The sequence below is a fragment of the Sphingomonas sp. MJ1 (PH-R8) genome, assembly GCF_048058635.1.
In the GTDB taxonomy this organism is placed as follows: Bacteria; Pseudomonadota; Alphaproteobacteria; order Sphingomonadales; family Sphingomonadaceae; genus Sphingomonas.
In genome coordinates this window covers 65,233-81,870 of record NZ_JBBEFX010000009.1, presented here as the reverse complement: position 1 = coordinate 81,870, position 16,638 = coordinate 65,233, and the positions used below count along the sequence as shown (strand labels likewise).

The 16,638-nt window shown below is 64.7% G+C and carries 9 protein-coding genes and 1 pseudogene; 3 read left to right on the top strand and 7 right to left on the bottom strand.

Translation table 11 applies throughout. The annotated features are described in order from the left end of the window. Positions 1-310: 310 nt before the first annotated feature. A pseudogene (locus VPH46_RS09605) lies at positions 311-469 on the bottom strand (IS256 family transposase); the annotation flags it as partial. A gap of 39 nt (positions 470-508) precedes the next feature. On the opposite strand from VPH46_RS09605, the gene VPH46_RS09600 reads away from it, so the two are divergent. Continuing rightward, positions 509-640, top strand: a complete 132-nt coding sequence (locus tag VPH46_RS09600) for a hypothetical protein (RefSeq protein WP_416610852.1) — start codon at positions 509-511, stop codon at positions 638-640. An 804-nt stretch (positions 641-1,444) separates the two neighbouring features. Next, on the top strand, positions 1,445-2,665 hold the full coding sequence (locus tag VPH46_RS09595) for a glycoside hydrolase family 172 protein (protein ID WP_416610768.1): 1,221 nt from the start codon (positions 1,445-1,447) through the stop codon (positions 2,663-2,665). A gap of 353 nt (positions 2,666-3,018) precedes the next feature. Here VPH46_RS09595 and VPH46_RS09590 read toward each other — a convergent pair whose 3' ends face one another. From VPH46_RS09590 to VPH46_RS09565, 6 genes are all read right to left on the bottom strand, one after another. Then, a complete protein-coding gene (locus VPH46_RS09590) occupies positions 3,019-3,606 on the bottom strand; it encodes a recombinase family protein (RefSeq protein WP_416610766.1) in 588 nt (195 codons plus the stop codon). A gap of 433 nt (positions 3,607-4,039) precedes the next feature. Continuing rightward, positions 4,040-5,875, bottom strand: a complete 1,836-nt coding sequence (locus VPH46_RS09585) for an alpha-amylase family glycosyl hydrolase (protein ID WP_239436725.1) — start codon at positions 5,873-5,875, stop codon at positions 4,040-4,042. Continuing rightward, a complete protein-coding gene (locus VPH46_RS09580) occupies positions 5,872-7,344 on the bottom strand; it encodes a tryptophan halogenase family protein (RefSeq protein WP_342453543.1) in 1,473 nt (490 codons plus the stop codon). The genes VPH46_RS09585 and VPH46_RS09580 overlap by 4 nt, the downstream gene beginning before the upstream one ends. Positions 7,345-7,405: 61 nt before the next feature. Continuing rightward, positions 7,406-10,276 (bottom strand): TonB-dependent receptor, encoded by a 2,871-nt coding sequence (locus tag VPH46_RS09575; protein ID WP_239436730.1) that lies wholly within the window; start codon positions 10,274-10,276, stop codon positions 7,406-7,408. Positions 10,277-10,446: 170 nt separating this feature from the next. Then, the gene (locus tag VPH46_RS09570) at positions 10,447-12,939 is read right to left on the bottom strand and encodes a TIM-barrel domain-containing protein (protein WP_125960863.1); all 2,493 of its coding nucleotides are present in this window, start codon (positions 12,937-12,939) and stop codon (positions 10,447-10,449) included. A 117-nt stretch (positions 12,940-13,056) separates the two neighbouring features. Then, positions 13,057-14,064 (bottom strand): LacI family DNA-binding transcriptional regulator, encoded by a 1,008-nt coding sequence (locus VPH46_RS09565; protein ID WP_274616105.1) that lies wholly within the window; start codon positions 14,062-14,064, stop codon positions 13,057-13,059. Positions 14,065-14,227: 163 nt separating this feature from the next. Here VPH46_RS09565 and VPH46_RS09560 point away from each other — a divergent pair, with 163 nt between their 5' ends. Next, positions 14,228-16,630 carry an alpha-amylase family glycosyl hydrolase gene (locus VPH46_RS09560; protein ID WP_416610762.1) on the top strand — a complete coding sequence of 801 codons (2,403 nt, stop codon included), beginning with the start codon at positions 14,228-14,230 and terminating at the stop codon, positions 16,628-16,630. Positions 16,631-16,638: the final 8 nt, after the last annotated feature.

Sequence of the window (16,638 nt, the reverse complement as noted above, 5' to 3'; positions counted from 1 at the left end):
TTGAACTTCGGGTGGCGGGTTGCCCGGTTGAAGGTTGCGCGGCCATCGAAGCGGGGGCAACGGGCTTCTGGCTGAGCGCTGCTGACGGGCTATGAGGCCGCCTGGAGGATCGGTAGTTGCTAGCGGGCTTTGAGCTTGCAGACGCCTTGGACCGCCTCGCTGGTACCGGCAGCATCCATCTGAAGGCCGTCTTTCCATTGCACTATTCTCGAGCCCCACAGAAGGCTCGCGACCGCATCCGGCCGATTCTAGTTAAGCCGGCGTGCGAGGTTCCTGATATCCTCTCCACCTTATCTGCGTCATCGAGTTCCGAAGCCAGAGCAACGAACCGACACGGCGCTGCCGATTTCGACACCCCACTGCGAGGACCGCCGGTACGTCCGCCCCGGCAGCCGTACGGCCCGCCCCAACCGTCGGGTGGAGACTTGATCGGCGTCAGGTTCATCGCCCAGCGGCCGAGGCAGTCGTCCGACAGCGCCGATCCCAGCTCTAGTCGCTCCGGCCATCGATGCCGCGCAAGGCCATGCTCGCCGATCCGGTCATCACCGACGAGGAGGCGGCGCAGCAGCTCGGGGTGCAGCCGTCGAACTTGTACCGGCATATCACCGGCCGGCGCAGCTCGATTAGCCAGTCAGCATAAATGAGGTCGCCCCGATCCGGGCGGCCGGGACAAGAGCGGACGCGACCAGGAGCGGTTCACGTGCCGCGACATGATGCCGCCCGAAGCGGGGCTTGAGCCGGCTGTGGCCGGCTGGTGAGCCGCGGCGAGCATGGTCTCCCGACAGCAGCGATCGAGGGCGATCACCACCGCCGGGAGTAACGGCCTAGTGCCGGGAGGGGAGCAAAGACCGCGCTGAGTACATAGCGGACTTTGGGGACCTCGCAATCGTGGTCGGTTATGCAGCGACCGGCAAATCAGTCATGCCGGCATGGCTCTCGGTGAATGGGAGCAGATGGGCTACGCAGTGATGCGCGGGCATCTTGGATCAGGTTTTTTGCGCAAATAGCGGCGTCCGCGCTTGGCGACGCCGTCATCCGCAGCCTGCTCCTGCCGTCGCTTGAACCGGTACAAGCACAAGCGAGGCTGCGAGATCCCTGCCACGAAACGTTCGGACATCACCGGCTGCAGTTCCCCCGTGCAGTTGCGTTAGGCAGCGATGCCAGGAGGTCAGCAGGCGTCGTGTCCGCTCATCCAAGCGGGCAGCCTGGATAAACTCGGACGAGGTTAGGAAGGAGGTTGTGCTGCGATACCGGCGCGCGTCGCTGCCGTAACGCTCCGTCCCGATCCGAGCCGCGTCGAGCGCGCGGGTTAGCCGGCCGTCATCGCCGGTGCGACGAAGAGCAGGAAGACGGCAAGGGCGGCCAGAGGTTCACGACCAGATAGTACGGCTACGGCCTGGGCGACAGGCTTTCAAGCGCCCGTAACGGGTGCTAGCTGCTTGATATGATAAGCTGGCTGACCCCGCTCGCCCCCGCGCTCGCACTCATCCTCGCCGCACCGTCGTCTGCGCAGGATCTGTACCGCTCTCCACCGCCCGACGAGGAGACGCGATGGATTAGCCCGGAGAACCCGGGGGATGGGCGCGCGCCCGGTGGACAGGAAAACCGGGGTGCCAAGGGCCACGCGTTCGACACGATCCCGGTCGGGGGCGCGCTGACGCTGGCGAACATCAGCGGACCGGGCGTGATCGACCGGATGTGGATGACGATCGAGGATCGCTCTCCCCAGGCGCTGCGCGGGCTGAAGCTGGAGATGTTCTGGGACGGCGCCACGCGACCGGCCGTGTCGGTGCCGCTGGGCGACTTCTTCCTGCACGGCGCGGGCGAGATGACGGCGATGGACACCGCGCTGTTCGCCAGCCCGGAGGCGCGGTCGTTCGTGTCCTATGTGCCCATGCCCTTCCGGCGTGGTGCGCGGGTCGTCGTAACCAACGAGTCCGGCAAGCCGGTAAACCTCATCTTCTATGACGTGACCTACCGCGAGCTGAAGCGGCCGCCGGGCGATGCCCTTTACTTCCACGCCTGGTGGAGCCGCGAGCTGGCGACCACGATCGGCCGCGACTTTCGCGTGCTGCCGCGGATTGCCGGTGCGGGGCGGTTCCTGGGCATGTCGGTGACGGTGCTGACCAACCCCGCCTATGAGAAGACCTGGTGGGGCGAGGGCGAGGTCAAGGTCGCGCTCGACGGGCGGCCGGGGTGGTTGGTGGGGACGGGGACCGAGGACTATATCGGCACCGCCTGGGGCCAGGGCGCCTACGCCAACAATTATCAGGGCGCGCCGGTTGCGACCTGGGAGGGCGACGGGCGTTGGACATTCTATCGGTTCCACGTGCCCGACCCGATCTGGTTCCGACAGGGGATCGAGGTGACGCTGCAGCAGATGGGCGGCGCTCCGAGGGGGATCGTGCAGGGCTTGATTGCCAAGGGAGCGCCGCTGACACCCGTCACGATCGACCCGGGCTCGCGCACCAATTTCCAGCAGCTGCTGGCGACGGGCAAGCGGATCAGCGATCCGAGCCTGCCGGACGGGCACACCAACTATTACCGGAGCGATGATGTGAGCGCGGTCGCGTACTTCTATCTCGACCGGCCCGACGGCGTGTTGCCGGCGCTTGCCGATCCCGGTCTGCGGTTGCGGAGCCTACGGGCACCCATGAAGAAGTAAGGCCGAAGAGATGCTTTGCCGAACGGCCTGCGACGAGCTCCGGCGGCTTTCTCGTCAGGTGATATGGGCCAGGACAGCTGCCCACCAACGTTGTCGACTTCCGCACTTCAGGTAGCGCTCCATCCGGCGTCCTCTATTGCGGCGGCCGCGGCGTCCGCCTCTGAACCCTCTCCGTTCCAGCGAGAGGCATCGAGCCGCCCTCCCGTCACCCCGGACGATGCTTCGGAGGCAACAGTACCGGATCATGATTTCGAGGAGATCACACGTCGTTCAAAGAGCCTCTCCACGGTGCGCCTTAGAAAGGGCACTCCGACTTTGGGCTCGAACGTCCATCGTCGGACAAACCGACGCTCCTATACTGCACCTGACACTTGCGCGCTTATCGCTTCCTGCTCGGACGCCGGAAGGTGGCGATAGAGTGTCGGGATCGAGACACCGATCGTGGGGGCAATCTCGCGGATGGTCATTCCGGAGGCCAAAAGCTTCCGCGCTGCCTCGATACGCTTGGGTGTCATCACTGTCTTGCGGCCGCCCACCCTCCCCTCGCGTCTTGCCACGATCAGGGCGGCCGTGGTGCGCTCGCGGTTCAGGTCGCGCTCCATCTCCGCCATCGCGGCCAAGATATGAAAGACGAGCTTGCCGGCGGTTCCGGCAGTATCAATCCCATCAGTGATAGAGCGGAGGCCCACGCTGCGATCCGCAAGGTCAGCCGCGAGGTCGACAAGGCCCTTCATCGTGCGGCCTAAGCGATCAAGCTTCCAGACCACCAGCACGTCGCCTGGGCGTGCGTGCGACAAGGCGTCGGCAAGGCCGGCGCGGTTTGCCTTCGCGCCGCTTGCCTTGTCGGAAAAGGTGCGTTCGCAACCGGCGTCGCGCAACGCTTCGAGCTGAGGGGTTAGATCCTGTTCGGGCGTCGATACCCGCGCGTAGCCGATCAGCATGAGATATTCTCAAAACTCATCTCACGTGCCTACCACGAGCTCCGCAAATCGAGAAAGTGTTTTGATAAGACTCCCGAGCTTGCTACACGTTCTCACATGGTCGCGTATCAAAATCGATCGTTTGTGAGACAACTCTGATCTGGTGTTTCACCCGCCGTCGCCGGCCATCCGAGCATACCTTGTCAGACACCCACGAGCACCCGCGCGGTCCCAGGAGCGGTCGTCGGTTCAGGTGCGACTGAAGGGCCGGTAGTGGGCCGGCAGGAGATTGTCCGGTTTGCAATGATCGAGCGCAGGAAGCTGCCAGTCGGAAGCCGCTCACGTCCAGATACCAAAGGTGCAGGAATTGCCGGCCTTAGCTAGCTGGAGCGCGTAACCCTACACCTTCGGCGGCGGAGAAAAGCACGTGCGAAAGGACCAGAACGGGCTGCGTTCATCGAACTTGCACCCCTCCAGCCGCGCAAATCGCGTAGCCGAGCGGAGGCAGGGACACGCTCACGCTACCTGGCGCCGTCGCCCGCGCCGCGCATTTGCCCGCGAGGGTCGTGAAAGCACGCGAGTCCCCTTCGACCTGAACATTGCGCGTGATCGGTGCCGACGACGTGTTGAAGACGAGCAGCACTTCTCGTCCCGTGGACGGGTCGAACCGCGAAACCGCCAGCAGCCCCGGCTTTTCCTCTCTCGCGCGCAGCAGTTGCCGTCCGCGGGTCAGGGCCGGATGCGACAAGCGGATGCGGGAAAGCGATGCGATCTGTCGAAAGAGCGGGTTGGCTCGGCCAAAATTCTCGGTTGCAGTGGTCGCATCGGTGCCCAGCAAGCGATTGTCGTTATATTGGGGTACTTGGCTGGCGAACATGTCTTCGCGCGAGTCCTGATCCCCGCCGTCACCGATAAAGCCTTGTTCGTCCCCTGAGTAGATGGTGGGCACTCCTCGCAGGCTGAGCAGCATGGCGTTGGCGAGCATGACCCGGCGCATCACCTCTCCGTCACTCGCTTGGGGAAAGTTGCGACGAACCTCCGTCGCGAAGCGGCCGTCGTCGTGGTTGCCGGTAAAGGTTGGCAGTTGAACCGCGGTGGCGAAGCCGTCCTCGTACAGCGAGTCACCGTCGAGCAGCGTCTCGAACTGATCGGTGCCCTTTGTGCCCGCCACCGTCTGCACGACCGCCTCGCGGAAGGCGAAATCAAGCACCGCGGGGAAGCGATCGACGCGCGTGAACCGCGCCAGCCCGCCTGCCTCCACCGCATGAAGCGCGACTTCGCCGAAGATGTGGAAGTTCGGAATGCCGCGGTCACGCGCGCGTTGCCGGATTGCCGGGACGAACGACTGCCAGAACTCCGCATTCACGTGGCGCGCGGTATCGATGCGAAATCCGTCCACGCCGAAACGGTCGATCCATCCCCCGAATATGTCGATCATCCCCGCCACGACGCGCGGGTGTTCGGTCATCAGATCATCCAGCCCGAAAAAGTCGCCCATGGTCGAGCTCTCGTTCCGGAACGTCGTGTTGCCGCGATTGTGGTACAGCGTGACGTCGTTCAGCCAGGCGGGCACCTTGATCGTCTTTTCCGTCTCCGGAACAAACGGCGTATAGGCATAGTCCGGTCGGATCAGCTGCGCGAAGTTCTCCGTTGTCTGCACCCCGTCACCTGCAAAGCCGGGATTGATCGCCGTGCCGGTCGGCCCGCCGCGCCGCTGATACGGATAGTCCGCGACCGAGCGGTAGCTGCACTCGCGCCCGTTCTGGCACTCGCGATACTGGATTACGTCGGCCGTGTGGTTGACCACGATGTCCATATAGACCTTCATGCCGCGGGCATGGGCCGCATCGACTAGGTCCTTAAAGTCGGCATCGCTGCCGAGATGCGGGTCGACATGGGTAAAGTCGGTGATCCAATAACCGTGATAACCCGCGGACTGATGTCCTGACGGACCCTGCACCGCCTTGTTCTTGAAGATCGGTGCAAGCCAGATTGCGGTGGCGCCGAGCGACTGGATATAATCCAGCCGGTTGCGCAGCCCCTTCAGATCGCCGCCATGGAAGAAGCCCTTCGAGGTCGGGTCGAACCCGGTCACCTCGCGCCCGCCGGTCAGCCCGCCGCGATCGTTGCTGGGGTCGCCATTCTCGAACCGATCCGGAAGAAGGAAGTAGATCACCTCATCCTGCGGCAATCGCTCCCGGAAGCTGGCGGGAGTGGACGTGGCCGGCTCGGCGGCGGCGGCGGGGTGGGCCAGCGCGGCGGCGCAGGCGAGAAGGGCGGCGCGGATCATTGCAGTTCCTCGGTAGCGGCTCGGAGAAATTGTTCATGGGTGGGCATGCGCCCGACTACGGCGGCGACATGCTGGCGCTGCGCGTTCAGAAAACTCGCCAGATCACCAGCGGACGGCGCATCGGCCAGAGGGTGATAGGCGTTGGGGTGTACACCTTGGCCCAGCAAAACTTGCAGCCAGCCCACCTCTGTAAACAGCTCGTCGCCCTCGCGAACGATGCGGCCGCTGGCGCGGAACAGGTCGAGCTTGGTGGCGAGCTGGTCCGGCAGGGGCGTTGCGCGACACGCCTGCCAAAAAGGTTCGGCGCGCGTGTTCGCTCGATAATGCAGCACCAGAAAATCACGAATGGCGGTCCATTCGCGCTCCGTTTCCCGATTGAACGCGTCGCGGTCGGCATTGGCGATGTGTTCGCCCGGCCAGAACTGGAGAAGGCGGGCGATGCCGGACTGAACCAAGTGCAGGCTGGTCGATTCCAGCGGCTCCATGAAACCGCTCGCAAGCCCCAGGGCGACGCAATTGCCTGCCCAAGCATGGGTGCGGCGCCCCGTGGTGAAGCGGATCAGCCGCGGCTCGGCGCGCGCCGGCGCGTCCAGTCCACCCATCAGCTCGGCCGCGGCGGCAGCCTCGTCCATGAAGGCGCTGCAGAATACCAGCCCGTTTCCTGTGCGGTGGCGCAACGGGATGCGCCACTGCCACCCGGCTGTCCTGGCGGTCGCGCGCGTGAAGGGTGGGATTGGCTGAGTGGCCTCGCTGGGCACGGCGAGCGCCCGGTCGCAGGGCAGCCAGCGCGACCAGTCGTCGAATGGCACGCCCATCGCGCCCCCGACCAGCAGGCTGCGGAAACCGCTACAGTCGATGAACAGATCGCCCGCGACCCGGCGGCCGTCGACCAGGATCAATGCAGTGGCGTCGCCACTGAGCGGGTCGCGCGCGACATCGGCCACCTCCCCCTCCACACGCGCGACACCGCGCTCTTCGGCGTGTTGGCGAAGGAGGTCGGCATAAAGGCCGGCGTCGAACTGGTACGCCCAGGTCAATCCGGTGGGCAGGTCCGGCCGACCCAGATCGGGGGCAAAACGCCCCGCCGTCGCTGCCGCCGCCGCAACGCTGTAGTCCGACAGCGCGCCCGATTGCCCACGCAGCCAGTAATGATGGAACGGCACGAGGCCCAACCCGCGCCCGATCGTGCCAAAGGCATGGATGTAGCGGCTGTCGCGCCCGGTCCAGCCGACGAACTCGATGCCGAGCTTGATGGTGCCCTGCGTGGCAGCGAGGAACCTGCCTTGCTCGATACCCAGGCTGGCGTTGAACAGGCGGATCTGGGGGATCGTCGCTTCGCCGACGCCGACGGTTCCGATCGTGGCGGACTCGACCAGCGTCACCCGATGGTTCGCGGGCAGGAACCGCGAGAGGGCGGCCGCCGCCATCCAGCCGGCGGTGCCTCCTCCCAAAATAACGATCTGCCGCACTGCCGGCCCTCTGGGATAAAGACGGCGCCGGCCGCACAAGCGACCGGCGCCAAGGGGGAGGTCAGAACTTGTAGTTGAAGCCTGCCAGGAAGCGGCGGCCATAGGACTGATAGTCGATGACCTGATCGCGCGCGGTGCCGTTGATGGTCACAAAGGGTTCGTCCGTCAGGTTCTGGCCCTGCAGGTAGACCGAGAGGCCCTTGAAGGTCCCGCTGCGGAAATCATAGCCGACCTGACCGTCCACGATCATCTCGTCGACCGCACGCCGACGGGTGCGCGCCGCGCCGAAGCCCGACAGCTCGCCGATGAAGGTCGACCGGTAGCGGACCGAACCGCGGACGTTCAGACCCCATTTCTCAAAGAACGCCGTGCCGTTCGCCACCCAGCGCGAGTAGCCGGGGATGTCCTCCGCAGCGCCACCCGGCGTCGGCACGATCTCCGTCTTGGTGTATGACGCGCCACCGGTAACACCGAAGCCGTCGAGCGCCGAGGCGATCTGCTCGAGGGGCAGCGTGCCCGCAAGCTCGACACCGTAGATCGAACCACCCTCCCCGTTGATCGGCTGGGTGTTCCGGCCAAGCGTCGGCGTGCCCGCCGGCGCCCCGGTCGGCAGCGGATAGCCGGAGAAGTCGAACGGCACTTCGAGATTGTACACGAAGCTCTTCAGGTCCTTGTAGAACCCCTGCACCGCCAGGTAGCCGCGGTTGCCGAAATACTTCTCGATCGTGGCGTCGAACGAGTTGGAACGGATCGGGCGCAGGTACGGATTGCCTCCGCCGCCGGTGATGATCCCCTCGTTGGGGTTGTAACCGTAGCCGTTTGCAACGCGCATGTCGTCCATGCGTGGACGCTGCATCTGGCGTCCGGCCGCGACGCGGAACACCCAATCGCTGGCGAGGCGTAGCGACAGGTTCATCGACGGGAGCACGTCCGTATACGTAGCGCCGCGGATGATCTGGCTGAAGTCGGCGCCGTTGAACACCAGTCCCGACGACTTCTGCTCGGTAAAGACCGCCTGCACGCCGATATTGCCCGTCAACTCGGCCGTGCCGATCTCCTGACGAATATTGCCCTGCAGGTACGTCGTCATGATGTCCTCATCCACCCGGAAGGCGGACGAGATGACGTCGTTGGAAAGGTTCTGGACCTGCGAGTAGACGCCCCCATCCAACAGTTCGCGCGGATCGTAGCTCAGGACCGGGCCGAGGCCGAGATATTCGAGGTTTGTCGGCTTCTGCGCATATTCGGCGGGCAGCGGCTGACTCGTTGCGCCGTTCTGCAGAACCAGGAAGTACTGGGTCGGCGTCAGCGTTTTGTAGTGGTCGGTGTAGTTCATGCCGAAACGCACGGACGATAGCGGGAAGCCTTCGATCTCCTTCTCTACCTCGACGCGGTACTGGCGGATATCGTCCACAACCGAACGATCATTGTAATATCCAGCCTGGCGCGTTTCACCGCCCCAGCCCAGCGGATCAGTCAGCTGAATTAGATTGGGATCCGAATAGTCGAGCTCGTGCGTGAAGGTCGTACCGGTGGAGCCGCTCTGGAACCCGATCGTGTCGGTCGCCCCGACATTCGGACCGAAGCCGGTGCCGCTATAGGTTTCAAGCACGATCTCCGAACGGTCGGTGCGCGACAGCGACACGTCGATCTGCGCGTTCCAGCCGTCTTCCCCTTCATATTTGGCGTTGTAGCCGAACGAGTAGAGCTTTGCCTTGCGGTCGAACGCATCGTTGCGGACCACGCCTTCGACGTTGTTGAACGTGCCCGATGTGACCAATCCGTTCTCGATCTGAGCGTTGGTCAGCGGCGACTTGGGTACCGCCACGCCGCCCACGTCGACCGTACCGGCGTAGCTCAGCGGCAACTCGACGCCGCGCGAGATCTGCTCGTCCGAGAAGTCGGAGAAGAAGCCGTCCACGGTCATGGTGACGGAGTCGACCGGCTTCCACTCAACGGTGCCCTGAAGACCCAAGCGCTTCAGCTGGGTGGACGTCACGTAGGACTTGGAACCGCCGATCACCGGCGTGTCGGGCGCAGCGGCGTTGGCCGTGTCGAAGCCCCAGGCGTTGTACTGCTGGATCTGATACGGCTCGTTCAGATACGCTGCAGACAGGGCAACGCCCAACGTATCGTTGAAGAACTGGTCCACATAGGTGCCGCTGACGCGATAGCCCTTGTCGTCCGACCCGGCGTTCAGCCGGCCGATGTCGGTATAGGTACCGCGCGCGCCGACCGCGAAGACGCGGCGACCATATTCGATCGGCCGGATGGTGCGCAGGTCGACGGTGCCCGACAGGCCCTGGCCAACCAGCGAAGCATCGGCAGTCTTGTACACCAGGACCTGGTTGACGACTTCGGACGGATACTGGTCGTATTCGACGGCGCGGTTGTCACCCGTGGAGGTCTGCTCGCGACCGTTCAGGAGCGTGGTGGAGAAATCGGGGGCGAACCCGCGGATCGAGATCTGGTTCGAGCGGCCGCTGATGCGCTGCGAGGTGACACCTGGCAGACGCGCGATGGACTCGGCGATGGACGCGTCGGGCAGTTTGCCGATGTCTTCGGCCGACACCGACTCGATCACCTGCTCGCGCGATTTCTTCTCGACGACGGCGTTCTGAAGCGATGCGCGAAAGCCGGTAACGACCACGTCGGTGGCGCCGGAATCCTGCGCGGCCGCGGCCTGAGCACTCTGCGTCGCCGCATCGCCCGCGACAGCGACATTGGCGTCGCGCTGATCTTCGGCGCTGACTGCTTCGTTCGGATTCGCCGCAGTGCTGGAACTGTTCGCCGGGTCGGGCAGATTGGTCGAAGCCTGGCCGGTCTGCGCGGCGGCCGGAGCAGCCCACAACGCTGCACCCAACACTAGTGCGATGGTCGATACGCCGACCCCGGCACGGCTCGACCGGCCATGACCGAGCATCAGGGACATATTGTTCGTAAGCACCTTAGATCCTTCCCCCCAAACCCCCCGGCTTTCCGGAGCGGCAACATTGCGCAATCGATTACAGCAAACGATTGAACGGACAAGCGTCTCGAAACAAACTTGTTAACTGTTGCCTTGCGGCAACAAGCGCGCCGGTTAGCCGGCGCGCTTCTCACTTAGCGGTTGATGACGAACCGCGCCGCGCCCGGCTGATCCGGAATCGTGAAGCGGATCGTCTCCGCAACCGCATCCGCCGTGCTCGCAACCGCGCGGCTGCCGCGTGCGACCTGCGCCGGCCCCTGCCAGCCATGGACCGTGACCGCCAATTTACGCCACCAAGCGCGATAGCTGCCCTGCCGCTTGTTGAAGCTGACTTCCAGCCCGGTCGGCGTCACCTGGCAGCGCACCGTTTGGCGCAGGTACCCGCCACGCGTGAACGCCATCGAATGCCCATCATCGGCGTAAAGCTCGCCCGTGCAGTTCTCGCCCGGGTAGATGTCGAGCTGCAACGGACCTTCCGGCGTTTCGGCCGTGCTCTGCACCACGGCCTGCCGTGGCAGGATGGTGCCGGCGCGCACGAACACGGGCAGGTAGTCGAGGCGCGGCTTCTCGCGCACCGTGTCGCCCCGCGTCGTCTGCACACCGGTCGCCTGCGTCGCGGACTGGATCTGGCCGCTCTCGGCCGCCTGCGCCGTGCCTGCCCGCTTTCCCGTCCAGTAGTCGAACCAACCACCAGCCGGCAGGCAGACGTCATATTCCTGGGGCGACTCCATACGAGGCGGCGGCGCCACCAGCAGGGATTTGCCAAGCGTGAACGCCGAAGACTGGTCGCACGACATCGTGAGCGCGCCGGGATAGTCGTAAAAGACCGGACGCATGATCGGATCGCCGGTGCGCGAGTTCTGCTCGGCCAGGCCGTACAGATATGGCATCAGCTTGTACCGTTCCTCGACGTAGCGACGCCGGATCGCGAGGTGCTCCGGCCCATCCACCCATGGTTCGACCCGCGGCGTATCCTTGGCCGAATGGTCGCGGAACACGGGGTAGAACGCGCCGATCTCGAACCAGCGGGTCAACAGGTCCGGGCTCGGACCACCCGCAAAGCCGGACACGTCGGCACCCGAATAGGAAAAGCCGGACAAGCCCAAATTGATGATCTGGTGGATCGACAGCTTCAGATGTTCCCAGGTGGCCGAATTGTCCCCCGTCCAGGTGGCGGAATACCGCTGCCCGCCCGCATAGGAAGCGCGCGTCATCACGTAAGCGCGCTCGTCCGGGTTGAGGCGACGCAGACCGTCGTACGTGGCGCGGGTGTTCTGCATTCCATACACGTTGTGCATCTCGCGATGGCTTGCGACACGCGGCGCGAAATCGTCGCTGGCGATGCGATGAACATTATCCAGCGGCATGGTCTTGGTCGGCGTGTTGAAGATCGCCGGCTCGTTCATGTCGTTCCACGCGCCGGCCACTCCGTCGGCGATCTGCTGGCGGAACAATCCACCCCACCAGTCACGCGTCTCCGCCATGGTGAAATCGGGGAACACGGACGGCCCTGGCCAGACCGGCGCAACGTACACGGACCCGTCCGCCTCCTTGACGAAGTGATCGCCCGCGGCACCCGTGTCGTAGGGCTTGTAATCCTCGCCGGGCGCACGGGCGACGTGAAGGTCGGTAATCGTGATCACCTTGAACCCGTCATCCGCCATGTCGGAAACGAGCCCCTTCAGGTCCGGGAAGGTCTGCTTGTTCACCGTGAAAGGCCGGTTGCGGTCCTGGAAGTCGATGTCCAGCCAGAGGACGTCCGTCGGCACCTTCTCGGCGCGCAGCCGCGCTGCCACCTGACGCAGTTCATCCGCGCTCATGTAGCTGTAGCGCGACTGCTGATAGCCAAGCGCCCAACGCGACGTCAGCGGCGCCTTCCCCGTCAGGTCGGTGTAGCGGCGAACCACCTCCGCCATCGAGGGGCCGTTGATAACATAATAGTCGATCGGCCCATCCGGACCGCCGAAGGCGATTACGTCATCCTCCTTGTGACCGAAGTCGAACCAGGTGCGCCACGTGTTGTCGAGCAGGATGCCGTAGCTGCCGCCCTCCCCACCCGTGCCGATGAAAAACGGGATGGACTTGTAGATCGGATCGTCGCTGGGCGAGAAGCCGAACGCGTCCGTGTTCCAGTTCACGAAGCTCTTGCCCCGGCGGTCCAGTCCCCCGGTCTTGTCACCAAGGCCGAAGATATGCTCCGACTGCGGCAGCGCCTTGCGCAGCGTGAAGTCGGAACCGACAGTGCGGATCGGATCGGGCGCATCGGCGGTGATGACCTTGCCAGCCAGATCGGTGATAACCAGCCGGCCGTCCTCGAAGCGAACTCGCATGGTCCGGGTAGAGAAGCCGGTCGCGTTCGCCGTTACTGAAGCATGCCTCGCTCGCATCTCGGGCGAGACGGCCCAGCTCGCATCTTCCGGCATTTCGGTGCCGCGCGCGATGGTGACGCGCAGGATATCGTCGGTAAGCGCGGTCACCCGCACGACGTTCTCGCCTTGGCGCATCTCCATTCCGCCCGCGCGCGCGGTCACGCCCTGCGTTTGTGCCGCCGCGGGCGCGGCCATGGTGGGCAATGCCAGCGCGAGCGCGCCTGCCGCGCTCAGCAACCAGGTGCGACGATGTACCATTCAGTTTCCTCCTGCCACCGCGACCTGATCCAGCCCGGCGCTCTTATGCAATCGATTACCCTGTATCGTCGGCGGCGGGATCCGGTCAACAATCAGCGTCGCCGATGCTGGCTGCGCTCAGGCCGACTGGCGGCGGACCAAGGCCAACGGAATCCGCGCAGACGCGGTATTCTCGCCCGAGATGCGACGGAACAGCAGGTCCAGAATCGTGTCAGCAGCCACCGTCAGGTCCTGACGGATGGTGGTCAGCGCCGGCATGGCATGAGCGGCAAGGCTGACGTCGTCATAGCCCACCACTGCAACCTCCTCAGGGACGCGCTGACCCTTGTCCGTCAAAGCCCGGATAACGCCAAGCGCGATCACGTCGGAAGCGGCCACCACCGCGTCGACTTCCGGCTCGGCCGCAAACGCCTGGTGCAGCGCTGCCGAACGCGGGTCGAAGGCCAGGGGCACGGGAATATGTGGACCCGGCGCGATGCCCCGCTTTGCATGCGCCTGAAGATACCCGGCGTAGCGCGCCTCCAGCTCAGGGATGTCCGTCATCCCGGCAAAGGCGATGCGGCGCTTGCCTAAATTCAGCAGGTGCTCTGTCGCGAGTTGCCCACCCAATCTGTTGTCGGTACCGACGCAGCAATAATCCGCCTCCGTCCCGTTCGCCTCTCCCCACACGACCAGCGGCATATAGCTGCGGCCAACATGGTGAAGGACCGGCTCTTGGTCGGACTGGCATAGAACGATGATCCCATCCACGCGCCCGCTGCGCGACAGGTTCGCCAGCCAGTTCGGGTCATGAGGCGTCACCGCGGATAGCAGCATGGCGTGTTCGCGACGGGCAAGCCCGTCCATGAGGTTGCCGATCAGTGCAGTGTAAAAGGGATCGGACACCCGCTGCGCGCTCTCGTGTCCAAGCGGAATGACGACCCCGACCGACTGGGTGCGACCAAGGCGAAGGTTGCGCGCCGTCTGGTTGATCTGAAACCCGTGATCCTCTGCGATCTGAAGGACCTTCCGCCGCGTGAGGGCGCTGACACTCGCCCGGCCGGAGAGCGCACGCGACACGGTCGCCGGGGTCACGCCCGCAATCGCCGCTATGTCGGCGAGGGTTTTTACTTGGGTCGTGCTCATTTCCTTCCAGACATAGGCGACGTCGCGCCGATGACTCAAGCCAGGGCTTGGGGTCGAGAGTACTGTTCGGCTGCAATCGACCTGATCTGACGGGTTGCCGCGCCAATCAGCATTGGCCCAGACGCGAAACACTTTTAACCGGGGTCGCTGACGGAGAGTGACCATGCAGAAAAAGATCTGGGCCGGACTGCTGATGTTGGCCGGCACCACAGCCGCCGCCCCGCAGATAGAAGCGAATACGACCTGTTCCGCGGCGCCGTTCGGCAAAACCCGCTTGTACCTGCGCGGCAGCATGAGCGGCTGGGCTGCTGCCGAGGAAGACGCGTTTCGTTGGGACTGCGACGCCTATGTGATTACGACCGAACTTCAGGGCGTCCAGGACTTCAAGATCGCCGACGCAGATTGGTCGGACAAGACGACGTTCGCCGCCCCCGACGGTGCCGAGGCGGCTGGCGGGGTCGTTCCTGTCGCACGGGTCGGCGAGGGCGGCGGTCAGAACCTGCGCTATCGGTTCGACGGCTGGCACACGGTGCGGCTCGCCTTTGCAGCAGGGCGCCCGAGATTGACGGTGCAACGCGCCGCGCCCCCTGCGCCCACCGTCTTCGATCCAGTTGCGCTCAGCTTGCATCACGACACCCGCGCATTGGCGGACAAGGCGCCGTTCGGCGCGGCGAAAGCCGGCAGCGAGATCACGTTCGGACTGGATGCACTGACCGGCGTGGAGCGCGCGACGCTGGTGATCGAAAGGCGCCGGCTGCAAGGCAATCAGGAGGTCATCGACTACAGGGAGAGCGCCCGCATCCCCCTGAAACGTGTGCGAACGGGCGCCCGGGAGCGCTGGACGGCGTCACACCCTTTCACCCATCCCGGCATATATGGATATTGGTTCGAGGTAGTGATCGGCGGCCGCACCTATGTGTACGGAAACAACGCCGCGCCAGTTTACTGGACCCGCGAGCGCGGCGCCAACGGCGTTGGTACCGTGTCGACCATGCCGCGCGACCGCACCGCCATCCACCGCTTCCGCCAGACCGTGTACGCGCCGGACTTCCGGGTGCCGGATTGGGCTCAGGATGCCATCTATTACTACATCTTTCCGGAGCGCTTCCGGAACGGCGATCCGACGAACGATCAGCTGGCCGGGTTCGGCGCACGCGCCGACGCGGAGCATCACGCGACTTGGACGGAAAAGCCATACCGGCCGGGGTCCGGAGACGGGTCGGACCGGCGCTATTCAAATGATTTCTTTGGCGGCGACCTGAAGGGCATCACCGACAAGCTCGACTATATCGCGAGCCTCGGCGCGAACACGATCTACATGACGCCGATCTTCGCCGCCGCCAGCAATCACAAATACGACACTGGCGACTATACCCGGATCGATCCGGCTTTCGGGACCAACAAGGACTTCCGGCGGCTGACCGCTGCGGCGGCGCGGCGCGGGATTCGCGTGGTCGTGGACGCATCGTTCAACCATACGGGCCGCAACAGCATCTATTTCGACCGCTACGCGGTTTACCCCGGCATCGGCGCGCTGGAGGGCGGCGAGGTGCGGCGCGATAGCCCCCATGCTGACTGGTATCGGCTCGACCCCAGCCAGGCCGATCCCGACGATCGCTATGCCGGCTGGACGGGTGCCAAGGACCTTCCGGAATTGGACGAGATGTCGCCCTCCTTCCGCCGCTTCGTCTTCGGCGCACCCGACTCGGTGACGCGCCAGTGGGTGAAGCGGGGCGCCAGCGGTTGGCGCATGGACGTCGCGCCATGGGTTCCCGACGCATTCTGGCGCGAGTGGCGAACGGCGGTGAAAGCCACCAACCCGGACGCGCTCACGATTGCCGAGACCTGGTTCGACTCCTCGAAATATTTCTTGGGCGACACCTTCGACGGCACGATGAACTACATCTTTCGCAACACCGCGATCGACATTGCGTCTGGTGGGAATGCGGCGGCGAATTACCGGAACATCGAACTGACGCGGGAACTGTATCCGCCGCAATCGATGCGCGCTTCGATGAACCTGCTGTCCACCCACGACACCGCCCGCACCTTGTGGTTGCTCGGCGATCGCGGCGATGATGCCGCGCGTAGCGCCGAAGCGAAGCGGCGATACCGCCTCGCCTTGTTCATGCAGATGACGTGGCCTGGCGCGCCGACCATCTTCTATGGCGACGAGGTCGGCCTGACCGGGGGTGAGGATCCGGACAATCGTCGGACCTATCCCTGGGCCGACCGGGGCGGGCACCCGGACGAAACCATGCTGGCCGAGGTCCGTCGCCTAACTCGATTGCGCAAGGCGACCCCACTTCTGTCCCGCGGTACGCTTGGTGAACCCTTGTACGCCGACGACAACGTGGTCGTAGTGCCTCGGGAACTGGATGGAGCCTATGCCCTGGTTGCCATCAACAATGCGCCCCAGGCGCGCACGGTCAACCTGCGCCTTCCCCGCAATTTTGCCGGCGCTCAGGTGGTTGACGCGATCACCGGGGCAGCCGTTCCGAGCCACAATGGTCAGGTCCGACTGACCATCGACGCCCTTTACGGAACCGTCGCGTTGGCGAGGTGACGGAAACT